Source organism: Enterobacter sp. Cy-643, assembly GCF_011752815.1.
Classification (GTDB): Bacteria; Pseudomonadota; Gammaproteobacteria; order Enterobacterales; family Enterobacteriaceae; genus Cedecea.
The window spans coordinates 1-18,173 of record NZ_VWWV01000003.1 but is presented as its reverse complement, the minus strand read 5'-3'; the positions used below and the strand labels follow the sequence as shown (position 1 = coordinate 18,173).

Here is an 18,173-nt window from a genome sequence, read left to right as displayed (position 1 = left end):
TAGCTGATACAGAGTAATTGGTGAGAGATGGCTGAACCACGTTTCATTCACCTTCGGGTGCACAGCGACTATTCCATGATTGATGGGCTGGCTAAGACCGGGCCGCTGGTAAAAAAAGCCGCGGCGCTCGGCATGCCTGCTCTTGCTATCACCGATTTCACCAACCTCTGTGGGTTGGTCAAATTCTATGGTTCCGGCCACGGAGCCGGTATTAAGCCGATCATCGGGGCGGACTTTAACGTTGCCAGCGAGCTGCTGGGCGATGAGCTTAGCCATTTAACGGTGCTGGCGGCAAACAATGAAGGCTATCAAAACCTCACCTTGCTGATTTCTCGCGCTTACCAGCGCGGCTACGGCGCAGCGGGCCCGATTATTGACCGGGAGTGGCTGGTCGAGTTAAACGAAGGGCTGATTCTGCTGTCCGGCGGGCGCATGGGAGATATTGGCAAAAGCCTGCTTCGTGGAAATCAGCCGCTGGTCGATCAGTGTCTGGAATTCTGGCAGCAGCATTTTGCCGATCGCTTCTATCTGGAACTGATTCGCACCGGTCGGGTGGATGAAGAAAACTATCTTCACGCAGCCGTGGCGCTGGCTGACGAACGCGGTTTGCCGGTGGTGGCCACCAACGATGTTCGCTTTATTGATGCCGGCGACTTTGATGCCCACGAGATCCGAGTAGCGATCCACGATGGCTTCACGCTGGACGATCCTAAGCGCCCGCGTAATTACTCCGCCCAGCAATATATGCGTAGCGAAGAAGAGATGTGCGAGCTGTTTTCGGACATCCCGGAAGCGCTGGAAAACAGCGTTGAGATTGCCAAGCGCTGTAACGTGACCGTGCGCCTGGGTGAGTACTTCCTGCCGCAATTCCCGACGGGAGAGATGACCACCGAAGACTTCCTGGTCATGAAATCCAAAGAGGGGCTGGAGGAACGTCTTGAGTTCCTGTTCCCAGACCCGGAAGTGCGTGCGCAGAAACGCCCTGAATACGACGAGCGTCTGGATATCGAGCTCCAGGTTATCAACCAGATGGGCTTCCCCGGTTACTTCCTGATCGTGATGGAGTTTATCCAGTGGTCCAAGGATAACGGCGTGCCGGTTGGGCCTGGCCGCGGTTCAGGTGCAGGTTCGCTGGTGGCCTATGCGCTGAAGATCACCGACCTCGACCCGCTTGAGTTTGACCTGCTGTTCGAACGTTTCCTTAACCCGGAACGTGTTTCGATGCCTGACTTTGACGTCGATTTCTGCATGGAAAAACGCGACCAGGTGATCGACCACGTTTCCGAGATGTATGGGCGTGAAGCCGTTTCGCAGATCATTACCTTTGGTACGATGGCGGCGAAGGCGGTTATTCGCGACGTAGGTCGAGTCCTTGGTCACCCTTACGGTTTTGTCGATCGTATTTCCAAACTGGTGCCGCCGGATCCCGGCATGACGCTGGCGAAAGCCTTTGAGGCAGAACCGCAGCTGCCGGAGATCTACGAAGCTGACGAAGAAGTTAAAGCCCTGATCGACATGGCGCGCAAGCTGGAAGGCGTCACGCGTAACGCCGGTAAGCATGCTGGGGGCGTGGTTATAGCCCCAACCAAAATTACCGATTTTGCGCCGCTTTATTGTGACGACCAGGGGCAGCATCCGGTTACCCAGTTCGACAAGAACGACGTTGAATATGCGGGCCTGGTGAAATTTGACTTCCTGGGGCTGCGTACGCTGACGATCATTGACTGGGCGCTGAAAATGATCAACCCGCGTCGGGCAAAACAGGGACTGGAGCCGATTGATATCGCCGCCATTCCGCTCGACGATAAGAAAAGCTTCGACATGCTGCAGCGCTCGGAAACCACCGCGGTCTTCCAGCTTGAATCCCGCGGCATGAAAGACCTGATTAAGCGTCTGCAGCCTGACTGCTTCGAAGACATGATCGCCCTTGTGGCCCTGTTCCGTCCGGGCCCGCTGCAATCGGGGATGGTAGATAACTTCATCGACCGTAAACACGGCCGCGAAGCGATTTCTTATCCGGACGTGGAATGGCAGCACGAAAGCCTGAAGCCGGTGCTGGAGCCAACCTACGGCATCATCCTGTATCAGGAACAGGTTATGCAGATTGCCCAGGTGCTTTCCGGCTATACCCTCGGCGGCGCGGATATGCTGCGTCGTGCGATGGGTAAAAAGAAACCGGAAGAGATGGCCAAGCAGCGCGGCACCTTCGAAGAGGGCGCGATCAAAAACGGCGTCGACGGCGAGCTGTCGATGAAAATCTTTGACCTGGTGGAGAAATTTGCCGGTTACGGTTTTAACAAATCTCACTCCGCCGCCTATGCTTTGGTTTCGTACCAGACGCTGTGGTTAAAGGCGCACTATCCGGCAGAGTTTATGGCGGCCGTGATGACCGCCGATATGGATAACACCGAGAAAGTGGTGGGCCTGGTGGATGAGTGCTGGCGTATGGGGCTGAAAGTCCTGTCGCCGGACATTAACTCGGGTCTTTATCATTTCCACGTTAACGATGACGGGGAAATTGTTTACGGTATCGGCGCGATAAAAGGCGTGGGCGAAGGTCCGATTGAAGCCATTATTGAAGCGCGTAATCAGGGCGGGCATTTCCTCGACCTCTTTGATTTGTGCGCGCGTTCCGATATCAAAAAGCTTAACCGCAGAGTACTGGAAAAGCTCATTATGTCCGGGGCTTTTGACCGCCTTGGGCCTCACCGTGCGGCGCTGATGAATGCGCTGGGCGATGCGTTGAAAGCGGCCGACCAGCATGCGAAAGCGGAAGCTATCGGGCAGGCGGATATGTTCGGCGTATTGGCTGAAGAGCCTGAGCAGGTTGAAAAATCCTACGCCAGCGTCATCCCATGGCCGGAACAAGTGGTGCTGGAAGGGGAGCGTGAAACGCTTGGGCTGTACCTCACCGGCCACCCGATTAATCAGTACCTGAAAGAAATTGAGCGCTATGTCGGTGGCATGCGCCTGAAAGAGATGCACCCGACAGAACGTGGTAAAATGACCACCGCTGCGGGTCTGGTGATTGCTTCGCGGGTTATGGTCACCAAGCGAGGTAATCGCATCGGCATCTGTACGCTGGATGACCGCTCTGGTCGTCTGGAAGTGATGTTATTCACAGATGCGCTAGAAAAATACCAGCATCTGCTGGAAAAAGACCGTATCCTGATCGTTAGCGGACAGGTCAGCTTTGATGACTTCAGCGGAGGGCTTAAAATGACGGCCCGCGAGCTGATGGACATCGACGAAGCCCGTGAAAAGTACGCGCGTGGGCTTGCTATCTCGCTGACGGACAGGCAAATTGATGACCAGCTTTTAAACCGTCTCCGTCAGTCTCTGGAACCCCATCGTTCGGGGACAATTCCAGTACATCTCTACTATCAGAGAGTGGATGCACGAGCCCGGTTGCGCTTTGGTGCGACATGGCGTGTTTCCCCTAGCGATCGTTTACTTAACGATCTGCGAACGCTGATTGGTTCGGAGCAGGTGGAACTGGAGTTTGACTAAAACAGGAATATTATGAGTCTGAATTTCCTTGATTTCGAACAGCCGATTGCAGAGCTGGAAGCGAAAATCGATTCCCTGACGGCCGTTAGCCGCCAGGATGAAAAACTGGATATTAATCTGGACGAAGAAGTGCAGCGTCTGCGCGAGAAAAGCGTTGAGCTGACCCGCAAGATCTTCGCTGATTTAGGTGCATGGCAGATTGCGCAGCTGGCGCGCCATCCGCAGCGTCCATACACCCTGGATTACGTTCGTCTGGCTTTTGATGAGTTCGACGAACTGGCCGGCGATCGTGCCTATGCCGACGATAAAGCTATCGTGGGCGGTATTGCTCGTCTGGAAGGTCGTCCGGTGATGATCATTGGTCATCAGAAAGGGCGCGAAACCAAAGAGAAAATCCGTCGTAACTTCGGTATGCCGGCACCAGAAGGCTACCGTAAAGCGCTGCGTCTGATGGAAATGGCTGAACGTTTTAACATGCCGATCATTACCTTCATCGACACGCCGGGTGCCTATCCAGGCGTTGGCGCCGAAGAACGTGGTCAGTCGGAAGCGATCGCCCGCAACCTGCGTGAAATGTCCCGTCTGAAAGTGCCGGTCATCTGTACCGTTATCGGTGAAGGTGGTTCCGGTGGTGCACTGGCCATTGGCGTGGGTGACAAAGTGAACATGCTGCAGTACAGCACTTATTCCGTTATTTCCCCGGAAGGCTGTGCGTCAATCTTGTGGAAGAGCGCGGATAAAGCCCCGCTGGCCGCAGAAGCGATGGGGATCATTGCTCCTCGCCTGAAAGAGCTGAAGCTGATTGATACCGTGATCCCTGAGCCGTTGGGCGGGGCGCACCGCAATCCAGAAGTGATGGCCGCTTCCCTGCGTGCACAGCTGCTGGCCGATCTGGCGGATCTCGACGTGTTGAATAAAGACGAATTGTTAAACCGTCGTTATCAGCGTCTGATGAGCTACGGCTACGCCTGATTTTATGCTGTAAAATAGCGATAAGGGTCGGATTTTCCGGCCCTTTTTGCATTTATCGCTTCATGGAAAATCCCTTTGCGCTATGCTTAGCCAGGTGATTTCCAGGAGGTGAACATTGAATACCATTGCGATTATGGGGCCGCACGGCGTTTTCTACAAAGACGAGCCCATTAAGGAACTGCATCGCGCGCTGGAGCTGCAGGGCTTTCAGCTCATCTATCCCACCAACAGCACTGACCTGCTTAAGCTGATTGAGCACAACCCTCGTATCTGCGGCGTGGTCTTTGACTGGGACGAATACAGCCTCGACTTGTGCAGCGAAATTAACCTGCTGAATGAAGATCTACCGCTGTATGCATTCATCAATACCCATTCCTCCCTGAACGTTAGCGTGAATGAAATGCGCATGGCGCTGTGGTTCTTCGAGTATGCGCTGAGCGCGGCCGACGACATCGCCCTGCGTATTCGCCAGTACACCGACGAGTATCTGGATACCATTACGCCACCGCTGACCAAAGCGCTGTTTACCTACGTAAAAGAAGGGAAATACACCTTCTGCACGCCGGGGCACATGGCCGGTACCGCCTATCAGAAAAGCCCGGTTGGCTGCCTGTTTTACGATTTCTTCGGCGGTAATACGCTGAAGGCGGATGTGTCGATTTCGGTTACCGAGCTGGGCTCGCTGCTAGACCATACCGGGCCTCATCTGGAGGCAGAGGAGTATATTGCCCGTACCTTCGGCGCCGAACAAAGCTATATGGTGACCAACGGTACTTCAACGTCGAACAAGATAGTCGGCATGTATGCCGCGCCATCCGGCAGCACAATTCTGGTGGATCGTAACTGCCATAAATCGCTGACCCATTTGCTGATGATGACCAATTTGGTGCCAATCTGGCTGAAACCTACGCGTAACGCGCTGGGGATCCTGGGCGGTATTCCGCAGCGTGAATTTACTCGTGAAAATATCGAGAAAAAGGTCGCTGAAACCCCGAATGCGCAGTGGCCGGTACACGCGGTTATCACCAACTCAACCTACGACGGGCTGCTGTACAACACCGATTTCATCAAGAAAACCCTCGATGTGCCGTCGATTCACTTTGACTCCGCCTGGGTGCCCTATACCAACTTCCATCCGATTTATCAGGGTAAAAGCGGCATGAGCGGCGATCGGGTGCAGGGGAAAATTATCTATGAAACCCAGTCGACCCATAAGCTGCTGGCGGCGTTCTCCCAGGCTTCGCTGATTCACATTAAAGGTGATTACGATGAAGATACCTTTAACGAAGCCTACATGATGCATACCACCACTTCCCCGAGCTATCCGCTGGTGGCCTCGATTGAAACAGCCGCGGCGATGCTGCGTGGTAACACAGGGAAGCGGCTGATCAACCGTTCCGTTGAGCGAGCCCTGCATTTCCGCCGTGAAGTGCAGCGTCTGCGCGAAGAGTCAGAAGACTGGTTCTTCGATATCTGGCAGCCCGATCATGTTGATGAGGCCGAGTGCTGGCCCATTGCACCCGGTGAAGAAGACTGGCATGGCTTTAGGGACGCTGATGCGGATCACATGTACCTCGACCCGATCAAAGTCACTATTTTGACGCCGGGTATGAGTGAGTTGGGCGAAATGGCAGACGAGGGGATCCCGGCGGCGCTGGTGGCCAAGTTTCTCGACGAGCGAGGCGTTGTTGTCGAGAAAACCGGCCCATATAACCTGCTGTTTCTGTTCAGCATTGGGATTGATAAGACCAAAGCGCTCAGCCTGCTGCGTGGGTTGACAGAGTTTAAGCGCTCTTACGATCTTAATTTGCGTGTGAAGAACATGCTGCCGGATCTTTATGCGGAAGATCCGGACTTTTATCGCAACATGCGCATTCAGACGCTGGCGCAGGGGATCCACAAACTGATTAAGCAACATAACCTGCCCGATCTGATGCTGCGCGCTTTTGATGTCCTGCCTGAAATGCGTATGACGCCGCACGAGGCTTATCAGCAGCAGGTGAAAGGCAACGTCGAAACGGTAGAGATAGAGGAACTGTTGGGCAGAGTTTCAGCCAATATGATCCTGCCTTATCCGCCAGGCGTCCCGGTAGTGATGCCGGGAGAAGTGATCACCAAAGAGAGCCGGGCGGTGCTCGACTTCCTGCTGATGCTGTGCTCTGTTGGGGAACATTATCCAGGCTTTGAAACGGATATTCACGGGGCTAAACTCGGTGAGGACGGCGTCTACAGAGTACGAGTCTTAAAAGAGGCTTGAGCGCTTGCTTTGCAGGGAAGCGATGATTACCTTGCCTGAAGTGACTAAGGAGATTTTATGCTGGGTTTAAAGCAAATTCATCACGTCGCGATTATCGCGTCGGACTACGAACGCAGTAAGCAATTCTATTGCGATGTGCTGGAGTTTACGCTGGAAGCGGAAGTTTACCGCAAAGAGCGGGACTCCTGGAAAGGCGATCTGGCGTTGAACGGCCAGTACGTTATTGAGCTATTCTCTTTTCCGTTTCCTCCTGTACGCCCAAGTCGCCCGGAGGCCTGCGGGCTTCGTCACCTGGCATTCAGCGTGGAAAACATTGATCAGGCAATTACGCACCTGGAAAGCCACGGTGTGAAATGCGAGCCCATCCGCATCGATCCCTATACCAACAAACGTTTCACCTTCTTCAGCGATCCCGACGGCCTGCCGCTGGAACTTTATCAGCAGTAAACCTTGCCAGCGCCGCGAATGCCCGGTAATTTGCCGGGCAAACCCCTCGTAACGACAAACTATGACTAGCCGCGAACTTCAGTCTTTTCTGCATCCTCACCGCCAACTGCTGGTGGCGTTTAGCGGTGGGCTGGATTCGACCGTTCTGCTGCATCAAGTCGTTACCCTGCGAGATACGCTGCAGCCTGGCCTGCATATCAGGGCAATGCATATCCACCATGGACTCAGCCCGAGAGCAGACAGCTGGGTGGAACATTGCCGGGCAATTTGTGAGAAGTGGAACGTGCCCTTCGAAGTGGCTTATGTTCAGCTTCCCTCCGGCGGCCAGGGGATTGAAGGGGAGGCGAGGGCGGCTCGCTACCAGGCGCTTTCTGACTCGCTTTTGGCCGGTGAAGTGCTGCTGACGGCACAGCATTTGGACGACCAGTGTGAGACCTTCCTGTTGGCGCTTAAACGCGGCAGCGGCCCGGCCGGGCTGGCGTCGATGCCTGCGATTTTGCCTTTTAGCGACACATTATTACTGCGCCCGTTGCTGACGACTTCACGGGCACAGCTTGAGGAGTGGGCTGGCGTTCACCGGCTACGCTGGATTGAGGACGAAAGTAATCGGGACGATAAATATGACAGAAACTTCCTGCGCCTGAGAGTCGTTCCTTTGCTGCAACAGCGGTGGCCACACTTTTCCCGCAGCGTTGCCCGCAGCGCTGCGTTATGCGGCGAGCAGGAACAGCTTCTTGACGAACTGCTTGCCGAACAGCTGGATAACTTGATGTCACCCGAGGGCGCGCTGCATATTGAGTCGATGCTGACGATGGGCGAGGCACGGCGATTTGCCCTGCTGCGACGCTGGCTCTCCTGGCATCGCGCTGCGATGCCGTCCCGGGCTTCTCTTCAACGTTTATGGCAGGAAGTCGCCTTAAGTCGGGAAGATGCCAATCCCCAGCTTCGCCTGGGCGAACATGCAGTCAGGCGTTTTCAGGGGGAACTGTATTGGGTTCCGCTGCTGAACGCCGATCGGGACAAAAATTATTTATGGCTCGCGCCTTATCAACCCCTGGTTCTCCCTGGGCTGGGAATTATTTCGCTCAGCGAGAAGGGAATGGCGGTACGCGCTCCAGCAGAGGGCGAAATTGTTAGCCTGCGTTTTAAGGCTTCGGGTTTACTGCATATTGTCGGCCGTGATAAAGGACGAACGCTGAAAAAAATCTGGCAGGAATTACGCATTCCGCCATGGGAACGTGATGCCACGCCGCTGCTGTTTTATGGCGAGCAACTTATCGCTGCGCCGGGCATTTTTGTCACTCGGGAAGGGCAGGCGACGGAACATTCATGCTGGCAGATAGACTGGCAAAAGGGCGTTGAGCAATGAAAAAAATTGTACTGCTGCTTGGGCTAATTACCTGCAGTTTACCCACTCTGGCGAAAGGCGATGCTCAGGCTGGAGAAGCAAAGGCCATGACCTGCGTTGCCTGCCATGGTATGAGCGGAAAAGCTTCTGCGCCGCTGTACCCGAACATCGGCGGGCAGAGCGAGGCCTATCTGGAACACTCGCTTCAGGCTTATAAAAAAGGGGAGCGCAGCGGCGGGCAGGCAGAAATCATGAAGGCCTACGTTAGCGGGCTTTCAGATGAGGATATCTCTGATTTAGCGGCCTACTACGCCTCAATGAAGCCGTAAACAAAACGGGCAGCCTCGATAGCTGCCCGTTTTGTTTGAGATGGGGTGATCGGATTTATTCGACGCTCACCACGATAGTGCCGATTTCGGGGTGGCTAAAGCTGTTAATTTTATCGAGGCGTAACTCACGCGTAGCGCCGGCGTTATCCACAACCAGGTATTCGACGTTTTTACGAGAAACCAGATCGCTCGCTTTGGCTTTCAAAACCTCCCCGTCTTTTAACTCCAGCGTCAGTAACAAATGATGCTGGCAGGCGAGCTCGAGATTGTCATAATCATCACAGTTGATGGGTTGATACGCATCATTCATTGACATAATCGCTCACCAGTAAGTTCGCGGCAGCATAAGCCGCCTGTTCCCTGACCGACTCCGAGACGGCCTCGCTGGAGGCAACTTCGTTCAGAGCCTTCAATACACATCCTAAGGCATCAGGAATATAGCCTAAATCACCGCTGGCAATTTCCGCGTAGCGCTGCCGAACTAATTCACAATACTTTTCCACATACCCTCCTCTCAGAGTCCCGACTTCAGACCTACTCGTGGGGTCAAGTCTAAGCCTACGAAGATAAACTCTGTTTAGCAAGGTGACTATACCACAGCAATGTAACCGATATCAGCCACGCAAAGATACCCGTCATACTTCGAGCCGCAGGGGTGTTAACTGCACTCGCTCACCCCAGTTACTTACTTTATGTAAGTGCCTGGGGGCTCACGAGCTTGTCGCCTTCCTGCAACTCGAATTATTTAGGGTATACCCGCCATACTTCGAGCCGAAGATACGTTATTTCGCTACAATAGCGCGCAATTGTGTATGGAGAAGTGTGATGGCGTTAAAAGCGACAATTTATAAGGCGACGGTGAATGTGGCCGATCTCGATCGTAATCGGTTTCTGGACAGCAGCCTGACGCTGGCGCGTCATCCTTCGGAAACGCAGGAACGCATGATGCTGCGCCTGCTGGCATGGATTAAATATGCGGATGAGCGTCTGGAATTTACCCGGGGATTAAGTGCTGAGGACGAGCCGGAAATCTGGCGTAAAAACGATCACCTTGGCATTGATTTGTGGGTAGAACTAGGGTTACCGGAAGAACGTCGGGTGAAAAAAGCCTGCAGCCAGTCGGCTGAGGTGGCATTGTTTACCTATAATAGTCGGGCGGCGGAAATTTGGTGGCAGCAAAATCAGAACCGCCTGAGCCAGTTTAAAAACCTGTCTATCTGGTATCTGGATGATGCACAGCTGGCGAAGCTAAGCGAGTTTGGCACGCGAACCATGAACCTGCAGGCGACGATTCAGGACGGCGCAATCTGGCTGTCCGACAGCGAGAATAATTTGGAAATTCACTTTACGGCCTGGCAGCAACAATGATTTCCGTGTCGCGAACGGTCGTTATCCCGGACAATGAAGTCACGATTACCGCGATTCGCGCTCAGGGGGCTGGCGGGCAGCATGTGAATAAAACCTCAACGGCTATTCATTTGCGTTTCGATATCCCTGCCTCTAGCCTGCCGGAGTCGTATAAGATACGTCTGCTGGCGGTAAGCCACCATTTGATCACGCCTGAGGGCGTAGTGGTGATTAAAGCCCAGGAATACCGAAGCCAGGAGATGAACCGTGAAGCGGCGGTGGCTCGCCTGGTTTCATTGATACAAGAACTTACCGTAGTGCAGAAGAACCGCCGCGCCACAAAGCCGACGCGAGCTTCTAAAGAGCGACGTCTGGCCTCAAAGGCGCAGAAATCGACGACCAAAGCACTACGCGGCAAAGTTCGTCGCCATCCTGAGTAGCGGCGAACGTTGGGACAACGGCATAAGGAATAAAGCATGAAGAAGAGTCTTCTGGCTGCGCTGGCAGCGCTCAGCCTGTTCACGCTATTTGGCTGTAATAATCGTACGGAAACGCAAACTTTGATCCCGGCTCAGGCAGCGGAACTGAAACCGATGCAGCAGAGCTATCGCGGCGTGGTGCCATGTGCGGATTGCGAAGGGATTGAAACCTCGCTATTTCTGGAAAAGGACGGCACCTGGGTGATGAATCAAACTTACCAGGGGAAAGGCGCCTCATTTGCCAGCTACGGTACATGGGCGCGTACTGCCGACAAGCTGGTCTTAACCGACAGCGAAGGCGAGAAGCAGTACTACCACCCTAAGGGCGACAGCCTGGTGATGCTGGATCGTGAAGGCAACCCTATTGATTCACAATTCAACTACACGCTAAAAGCGGTGGAGGCGAAGCTGCCGTCAACGCCAATGCCGATGAAAGGCAAGTATAAATACATGGCTGACGCGGCGGTATTCCAGGACTGTGCGACCGGTAAAACCTTTGCCGTCGCAAATAACGCCGAACTGGAAAGAGCCTATGCGGCAGCGCGCGGCAAGAATAGCGCGCCAATCCTGCTGGTGGTTGAAGGGCACTTTACGCTTCAGGCCTCTCCAGACAGTGGGGAGCTGCAAAAAGCGCTGGTCGCCGATAAAGGCGCGAAGTTTAAGCCCGGCAAAGAGTGTAACGACTAAAACGAAAAAGCCCGTCCATCTGGACGGGCTTTTTTATGCTCAGCGGCTAATTAGCCTTTGATCTGCTTCACCAGGAAATCAACGATTTCGTTGGTTTTGATCATCTGCTTCTCACCGGCACGGCGGTGTTTGTATTCGATCTCTTCGTTGTCGAGATTGCGGTCGCCGATAACGATAGTGTGAGGAATACCAATCAGCTCCATGTCGGCAAACATTACGCCCGGACGCTCTTTACGATCGTCCAGCAGCACGTCGATACCCTGCGCGCGCAGCGTGGTATACAGCTCTTCAGCCAGCTGCTGTACGCGGAAAGACTTGTGCATGTTCATTGGCAGAATCGCAACGTGGAACGGGGCGATAGCGTCTGGCCACAGAATACCGCGATCGTCAAAGTTCTGTTCAATCGCGGCAGCGACTACGCGGGTTACACCGATACCATAGCAACCCATGGTCAGGGTCTGGTTGCGGCCATCTTCGCCCTGAACCGCGGCTTTCAGCGCTTCGGAGTACTTGGTGCCCAGTTGGAAGATGTGACCCACTTCGATGCCGCGCTTGATCATCAAGGTGCCTTTGCCGTCCGGGCTTGGATCGCCAGCCACAACGTTACGGATATCCGCAACTTCTGGCAGCGCAACATCGCGTTCCCAGTTAATGCCGATAAAGTGTTTGCCGTCGATGTTTGCGCCAGCGGCGAAATCACTCATTGCCGCAACGCTGCGGTCAATCACAACTGGAACAGGCAGATTGATTGGACCCAGGGAACCAGGACCGGCTTTCACGATGTCGCGAATTTCTTGTTCGGTGGCGAATGTTAGCGGACTTGCTACCTGCGGCAGTTTCTCAGCCTTCACTTCGTTCAGCTCGTGATCGCCACGAACCAGCAAAGCAACCAGCGGATAAGCGCTGCCTTCGGTGGCTTTCACCAGCAGAGTCTTAACCGTTTTCTCGATTGGCAGGTTGAACTGCTCAACCAGCTCGGCGATAGTTTTTGCGTTCGGGGTGTCGATTTGGCTCATTTCAGCGGTTGGCGCTGCGCGGCCTGCTGCCGGCGCTAAAGCTTCAGCGAATTCGATGTTTGCCGCATAGTCTGAGCTGTCAGAGAAGATTACATCGTCTTCACCGCTTTGGGCCAGTACCTGGAACTCATGGGAAGCGCTGCCGCCAATAGAGCCGGTATCTGCCTGAACGGCACGGAAATCCAGACCCATACGGGAGAAAATCTTGCTGTAAGCCTCATACATCTTGTCGTAGGTTTCCTGCAGGGATTCCTGAGACGTATGGAACGAGTAGGCGTCTTTCATCAGGAATTCGCGGGAACGCATTACGCCAAAACGTGGGCGCACTTCGTCACGGAATTTAGTCTGGATCTGGAACAGATTCAGCGGCAGCTGCTTGTAGGAGCTCAGTTCGTTGCGAATCAGGTCGGTGATCACTTCTTCGTGGGTTGGACCCAGCACGAAAGGACGTTCGCCACGGTCAACAAAGCGCAGCAGCTCCGGGCCGTATTGTTCCCAACGTCCACTCTCCTGCCACAGGTCGGCGGGTTGAACCACCGGCATGCACATTTCGATAGCACCGGCGTTGTTCATTTCTTCACGCACGATGTTTTCGACTTTCTTCAGGACGCGCAAACCGGTTGGCAGCCAGGTGTATAAACCGGAGGCCAGCTTGCGGATCATCCCGGCGCGCAGCATCAGCTGGTGGCTGACTACTTCAGCGTCGGCAGGTGTCTCCTTCAGAGTGGAGAGCAGGTATTGGCTAGTACGCATGTTGTTACGGTTCCATTTGAACGGCAGAGCGCAGGCCAGCGGCGGCCTGCTTCAAAAAAAGTGGTTTAGTTTACCAGTGTGGCAGAGATGTCAAAAGAGAGAGGGCTAAATTAACTCGTTTCGAGAGCGAACACTTCAAAACCGTGTTCTGTGATGCGCCAGCGAACGTTAAAGTCCAGCAGCAGAACGGCGTAAGTTTTCCCGACATCTTCACCTTTACGATAGGCAGGACGAGGGTCCTGAGCAAGCACCTGACTGATAAAACGCGCAAGATGCGGATAGCGTTTTTCCAGCCCGGTCAACTGATGCTGCACTTCTGGTGTAAACATCACAGGCATGTCCGCCTGCGGAGCCTGCTGTGCATAGCCAGCACGTGCGTCCGGCACGGCTTCTGCAAATGGCAGGTACGGTTTGATATCTACAATGGGCGTACCATCCACCAAATCCAGACTGCCGAGCTGTAAGATCACTTCATCTTTTTGGCAACGAATACCTTTAAGCTCAACCAGCGACATGCCGATTGGATTCGGGCGAAACGTGGAACGCGTAGCAAACACGCCCATTCGCGCGTTTCCGCCAAGCCGGGGAGGACGTACGGTTGGGCGCCAGCCGCCTTCCATCGTTTGGTGAAAGACAAACAATAGCCACAGGTGGCTAAACTCTTCCAGCCCACGAACGGCATCGGCCTGGTTGTAAGGCGCAAGCAGACGCAGTTCACCGCCGCCGTCTTTGACCAGACCGGGCTGACGCGGGACGGCGAACTTTTCTTTATAAGGGGAGCGAATAACGCCTATTTGTGCAAATTGAAATGGGGTCATTGCGCCGAAACTTGCAGCGCGGAGCCAATGCAAACGGCCTGACGGTAGCACCCAGGCGTACCGGTAGTGATGTCGCAGCTGTGCTGCAGCACCGCATTCGCTTTCATTTTGGAGGCATTAATCTGCATGCGTTTACGTGCTGTCGGGATATTCGGGGGAGAATCCTGATTGCTTGCCTGGCAAGACTCGCCGCTGACTTCGCCTAAATCACGGAACGGTTTACCCACTAAGTCTTCTGCGTTGGTGTAGATTCTGACCGGAACAGGGCGAGGCGCTTTCGGTTTCTCTGTTTCTGTCTTCGGCGCAGCTGCCGTGCTTTGGACGGGTTCTACTGGGGATCTGCTTAGCATTGAACAGCCGCTCAGCGCGAAGGCTAATAAACAGATCGGTAAAGCACGCATAATATTTCCTCAATGAATGTAAATCGGGGAACATTGAAGCAAGCTCGAACCAAAATAACAAGGCGGGCTTGCGCCCGCCTTTAATTATTTACGTAAAACTGAAGAATGGAAACTTACCAGCCTTTAACCGCACCGCCGTTAAAGACTTTGTTAGCCGCTTCGTTCACTTCGTCAGACTGGTAGGCCTGAACGAACTTCTTCACGTTTTCTGCATCTTTGTTGTCTTCACGAGAAACGATCAGGTTCACGTAAGGTGAGTTTTTGTCTTCAACGAAGATACCGTCTTTCGCTGGCGTCAGGCCAATCTGGCTGGCGTAAGTGGTGTTGATGATGGCTAGAGCAATCTGCGCATCGTCCAGAGAGCGCGGCAGCTGCGGGGCTTCCAGCTCAACCAGCTTCAGATTTTTTGGGTTCTCGGTAACATCCAGCACGGTTGGCAGCAGGCCAACACCGTCTTTCAGTTTGATCAGACCTTCTTTCTGCAGCAGCAGCAGAGAACGGCCGAGGTTAGTCGGGTCGTTTGGCAGTGCTACCTGAGAGCCCGGCTGCAGTTCAGCCAGTGATTTGATTTTTTTGGAGTAGCCGGCGATTGGGTAAACAAAAGTATTGCCTACGGAAACCAGTTTATAACCACGATCTTTGATCTGCTGATCCAGGTAAGGTTTGTGCTGGAAGGCGTTAACGTCGATATCGCCTTTGCTGAGCGCTTCGTTTGGCAGGACATAGTCGGTAAAGGTCACCAGCTCAACATCGAGGCCATACTTCTCTTTAGCCACTTTCTGAGCCACTTCCGCAACTTGCTGCTCAGCGCCAGCAATCACGCCGACTTTAATGTGGTTTGGATCTTTTTCTTCCTGACCGCAACCCACCAGGGCCAGAGAGCCAATCAGAGCGCCGACCGCGGCGAACGTTTTAAAGTTAAAAGCCATGTCCTTTTCCTTGTATGAATGCAGTTGTGTTTATTTGTGTGTAACAGCCCGGACGATACGATCGCCAGAGAATTGAATTAAGTAAACCAGCACGACCAGCAGAACCAGTACGGTATTCATTACGGTAGCGTTGTAGCCGATGTACCCGTACTGATAGCCAATCTGCCCCAGACCACCGGCACCGACGGCACCACCCATAGCAGAATAGCCCACTAAAGTGATAAGGGTAATCGTCGCGGCATTGACCAGGCCTGGAAGCGCTTCTGGAAGCAGTACTTTACGGATGATTTGCAGCGGCGTGGCGCCCATCGCGCGTGAAGCTTCAATCAGGCCGGTTGGAATTTCCAGCAGGGCATTTTCAACCATACGCGCAATAAACGGCGCTGCACCAACGGTCAACGGAACGATAGCAGCCTGTAGCCCGATAGAGGTTCCGACGATCGCGCGAGTAAACGGAATCATCCATACCAGTAAGATAATGAACGGAATGGAGCGGAAAATATTTACCAGGGCAGAAATGCTGCGGTAGAGCTTCGCGTTGGCGCTGATTTGCCCGGGACGGGTGATGTACAGCAGTACACCGACCGGCAAGCCAATCACAAATCCGAAGAAACCGGAAACAAAGGTCATGGCCAGCGTTTCATACACGCCGCGTACCAGTAACCAAATCATTGCTTCAGACATAACCCAGCACCTCTACTTTCACGTGTTGCGCCTGCAGCCAGGCAATAGCCGCTTGCGTATCTTTTGGCTCGCCGTGCATTTCACACAGCATGATGCCGAACTTCACGCCACCGGCATAATCCATCTGCGCGCTAATAATGTTGCTGTTTACGTTGAAGGTACGTGCTGTTTCTGAGAGCAGTGGGGCATCGACCGACTGGCCAGTGAACTCCAGACGTAATAAAGGTACCGCATTTTCTTTATGCTCTGCGTTCAGGCGCTGTGCGTAATCTTCCGGCACGTCGAGGTGCAGCGTGGACTGAATAAACTGCTGCGCCAGAGGTGTTTTCGGATGGGAGAATACTTCGCTCACCGTATCCTGCTCAATAAGCTCGCCGTCGCTGATCACTGCCACGCAGTCACAAATACGTTTGACCACATCCATTTCGTGGGTGATGAGCAGAATGGTCAGGCCCAGGCGACGATTAATGTCTTTCAGCAATTCCAGAATGGAACGGGTTGTAGCCGGATCCAGCGCGCTAGTAGCTTCATCGCACAGCAATACCTTTGGGTTGCTGGCAAGCGCACGAGCAATTGCGACGCGCTGCTTCTGACCGCCGGAAAGGTTTGCAGGCCAGGCATCGTGCTTTTCTCCTAAACCCACTAAGTCCAGCAGCTCGGTAACGCGACGTTTAATCTCTTCTTTTGGCGTGTTATCCAGCTCAAGCGGCAGAGCGACGTTGCCGAAGACGGTACGCGAAGAGAGCAGGTTAAAGTGCTGGAAGATCATGCCAATCTGGCGGCGGGCTTTGGTTAACTGGGTTTCAGAAAGCGTTGTCAGGTCCTGACCGTCAACCAGAACTGAACCCTGAGTCGGACGCTCAAGCAGGTTTACACAGCGGATCAGGGTACTTTTCCCCGCACCGGACGCGCCAATCACGCCATAAATTTGCCCGGCAGGCACGTGCAGACTGACATTATTCAATGCCTGTATGCTGCGGTTGCCCTGCTGGAACACCTTGGTGATATTTGAAAGTTTAATCATTGAGTTATTTATTATCGTATCTGTATTAGCCGTGGAATTTTCTGCTACCAGTAACCAACGTTACCGTAATCGATATGGATGTTAAGGCATCCAGACGTCTAAATCAATGAGGGAGTGAAGGACTGTTCTCTCCTTATTACTAAATCATGCGATACTAGCCGCAATTAATCCGTATCAGGAGTTCTCAAGTGGCACAGTCCGTACCCGCTATTTTTCTCGACCGCGATGGCACCATTAATGTCGATCATGGCTATGTATATGAAGTTGACCGGTTCGAGTTTATTGATGGTGTTATAGAAGCAATGCGCGAATTAAAAGAGATGGGTTTTGCTCTGGTGCTGGTGACCAACCAATCCGGCATTGCGCGTGGGATGTTCACCGAAGCTGACTTTGAAAACCTGACCGAGTGGATGGACTGGTCGCTGGCGGACCGCGGCGTCGACCTCGACGGCATCTATTATTGCCCACATCACCCGGATGGGAGTGTGAAAGAGTTTAGCCAGGCCTGCGACTGCCGTAAGCCGCAGCCCGGCATGCTGATTTCTGCTCGCGACTTCCTGCACATTGATATGGCTTCTTCTTATATGGTTGGCGACAAAATTGAAGATATGCAGGCCGGTGCTGCCGCAATGGTGGGGACTAAAGTGCTGGTTCGTTCCGGCAAACCTGTGACAGAAGAGGGGGAAGCTGCAGCAGATCTGGTCATTAATACCCTCGCGGACCTGCCAAAAGCCATTAAACAGCGCCAAAAATAAGCGTTTCGTTTAAAAAACACGCTATCGGAAAGTTTTTTCAAATTAGGGGTTGTCAGGCTCTGAGAACTCCCTATAATGCGCCTCCACTGACACGGTGAAGCGGCTTCGAAAGCGGCTTAACAACCCCGGCGTCAGTCAGACGAAAGCGAAAATAAACGCTTGACTCTGAAAGAGGAAAGCGTATTATACGCCACCTCGAGTTAGCAAGCGAAAGCGACTGACTCACTGCTCTTTAACAATTTATCAGACAATCTGTGTGGGCACTCGCAGGATTGATATCTCAGCATCTCCGGATGCAAACAAATATCAAGTCTTGAAGAGTGACTACTGATTTTATAAACAGTTTTAATTCTTTGAGCATCAAACACTTTTAAATTGAAGAGTTTGATCATGGCTCAGATTGAACGCTGGCGGCAG

General features: G+C 53.4%; 18 protein-coding genes. 10 read left to right on the top strand and 8 right to left on the bottom strand.

Annotation, left to right across the window (positions count from 1 at the left end):
* Positions 1-27 precede the first annotated feature (27 nt).
* The 6 genes from dnaE (at position 28) to F3J29_RS13140 (ending at position 8,863) form a co-directional block, all read left to right on the top strand.
* On the top strand, positions 28-3,510 hold the full coding sequence (dnaE, locus tag F3J29_RS13165) for a DNA polymerase III subunit alpha (RefSeq protein WP_166866724.1): 3,483 nt from the start codon (positions 28-30) through the stop codon (positions 3,508-3,510).
* A gap of 12 nt (positions 3,511-3,522) precedes the next feature.
* Complete coding sequence (gene accA / locus F3J29_RS13160) at positions 3,523-4,482, top strand: acetyl-CoA carboxylase carboxyl transferase subunit alpha (protein ID WP_008456951.1); 960 nt, start codon at positions 3,523-3,525, stop codon at positions 4,480-4,482.
* Between the two features lie 115 nt (positions 4,483-4,597).
* Positions 4,598-6,739, top strand: coding sequence for a lysine decarboxylase LdcC (locus F3J29_RS13155; RefSeq protein ID WP_166866722.1), 2,142 nt, complete (start codon positions 4,598-4,600; stop codon positions 6,737-6,739).
* 57 nt (positions 6,740-6,796) lie between these two features.
* Positions 6,797-7,186, top strand: coding sequence for a VOC family protein (locus tag F3J29_RS13150; RefSeq protein WP_008456956.1), 390 nt, complete (start codon positions 6,797-6,799; stop codon positions 7,184-7,186).
* A 61-nt stretch (positions 7,187-7,247) separates the two neighbouring features.
* Positions 7,248-8,555: a tRNA lysidine(34) synthetase TilS gene (gene tilS / locus F3J29_RS13145; protein WP_166866721.1), complete on the top strand. Its 1,308-nt coding sequence runs from the start codon at positions 7,248-7,250 to the stop codon at positions 8,553-8,555.
* Positions 8,552-8,863, top strand: coding sequence for a c-type cytochrome (locus F3J29_RS13140; RefSeq protein ID WP_166866719.1), 312 nt, complete (start codon positions 8,552-8,554; stop codon positions 8,861-8,863). Before tilS ends, F3J29_RS13140 begins: the two co-directional genes overlap by 4 nt.
* 55 nt (positions 8,864-8,918) lie before the next feature.
* Here F3J29_RS13140 and rof read toward each other — a convergent pair whose 3' ends face one another.
* The gene (gene rof / locus F3J29_RS13135; RefSeq protein ID WP_008456962.1) at positions 8,919-9,179 is read right to left on the bottom strand and encodes a Rho-binding antiterminator; all 261 of its coding nucleotides are present in this window, start codon (positions 9,177-9,179) and stop codon (positions 8,919-8,921) included.
* Positions 9,166-9,366: a YaeP family protein gene (locus F3J29_RS13130; RefSeq protein WP_008456963.1), complete on the bottom strand. Its 201-nt coding sequence runs from the start codon at positions 9,364-9,366 to the stop codon at positions 9,166-9,168. The genes rof and F3J29_RS13130 overlap by 14 nt, the downstream gene beginning before the upstream one ends.
* A gap of 322 nt (positions 9,367-9,688) precedes the next feature.
* Between F3J29_RS13130 and F3J29_RS13125 the strand changes: the two genes are divergently transcribed.
* Genes F3J29_RS13125 through nlpE form a run of 3 tightly spaced genes read left to right on the top strand, consistent with a single transcriptional unit; the run spans position 9,689 to position 11,376 of the window.
* The gene (locus F3J29_RS13125; protein WP_166866717.1) at positions 9,689-10,231 is read left to right on the top strand and encodes a YaeQ family protein; all 543 of its coding nucleotides are present in this window, start codon (positions 9,689-9,691) and stop codon (positions 10,229-10,231) included.
* On the top strand, positions 10,228-10,650 hold the full coding sequence (gene arfB / locus F3J29_RS13120; protein ID WP_166866715.1) for an alternative ribosome rescue aminoacyl-tRNA hydrolase ArfB: 423 nt from the start codon (positions 10,228-10,230) through the stop codon (positions 10,648-10,650). Before F3J29_RS13125 ends, arfB begins: the two co-directional genes overlap by 4 nt.
* A 36-nt stretch (positions 10,651-10,686) precedes the next feature.
* Positions 10,687-11,376, top strand: coding sequence for an envelope stress response activation lipoprotein NlpE (gene nlpE / locus F3J29_RS13115; protein ID WP_166866713.1), 690 nt, complete (start codon positions 10,687-10,689; stop codon positions 11,374-11,376).
* Positions 11,377-11,426: 50 nt separating this feature from the next.
* On the opposite strand, the gene proS is transcribed toward nlpE, so the two are convergent.
* From proS to metN, 6 genes are all read right to left on the bottom strand, one after another.
* Positions 11,427-13,145 carry a proline--tRNA ligase gene (gene proS, locus F3J29_RS13110; RefSeq protein WP_008456972.1) on the bottom strand — a complete coding sequence of 573 codons (1,719 nt, stop codon included), beginning with the start codon at positions 13,143-13,145 and terminating at the stop codon, positions 11,427-11,429.
* Positions 13,146-13,255: 110 nt separating this feature from the next.
* On the bottom strand, positions 13,256-13,963 hold the full coding sequence (gene tsaA, locus F3J29_RS13105) for a tRNA (N6-threonylcarbamoyladenosine(37)-N6)-methyltransferase TrmO (protein WP_166866711.1): 708 nt from the start codon (positions 13,961-13,963) through the stop codon (positions 13,256-13,258).
* Complete coding sequence (rcsF, locus tag F3J29_RS13100) at positions 13,960-14,364, bottom strand: envelope stress sensor lipoprotein RcsF (protein WP_166866709.1); 405 nt, start codon at positions 14,362-14,364, stop codon at positions 13,960-13,962. The genes tsaA and rcsF overlap by 4 nt, the downstream gene beginning before the upstream one ends.
* Positions 14,365-14,477: 113 nt before the next feature.
* Complete coding sequence (locus tag F3J29_RS13095; protein WP_008456978.1) at positions 14,478-15,293, bottom strand: MetQ/NlpA family lipoprotein; 816 nt, start codon at positions 15,291-15,293, stop codon at positions 14,478-14,480.
* 30 nt (positions 15,294-15,323) lie between these two features.
* Positions 15,324-15,977 carry a methionine ABC transporter permease MetI gene (locus F3J29_RS13090; RefSeq protein WP_039290457.1) on the bottom strand — a complete coding sequence of 218 codons (654 nt, stop codon included), beginning with the start codon at positions 15,975-15,977 and terminating at the stop codon, positions 15,324-15,326.
* A complete protein-coding gene (metN, locus tag F3J29_RS13085; RefSeq protein WP_166866707.1) occupies positions 15,970-17,001 on the bottom strand; it encodes a methionine ABC transporter ATP-binding protein MetN in 1,032 nt (343 codons plus the stop codon). Before metN ends, F3J29_RS13090 begins: the two co-directional genes overlap by 8 nt.
* Positions 17,002-17,189: 188 nt before the next feature.
* On the opposite strand from metN, the gene gmhB reads away from it, so the two are divergent.
* The gene (gene gmhB, locus F3J29_RS13080) at positions 17,190-17,756 is read left to right on the top strand and encodes a D-glycero-beta-D-manno-heptose 1,7-bisphosphate 7-phosphatase (protein WP_166866705.1); all 567 of its coding nucleotides are present in this window, start codon (positions 17,190-17,192) and stop codon (positions 17,754-17,756) included.
* Positions 17,757-18,173 lie beyond the last annotated feature (417 nt).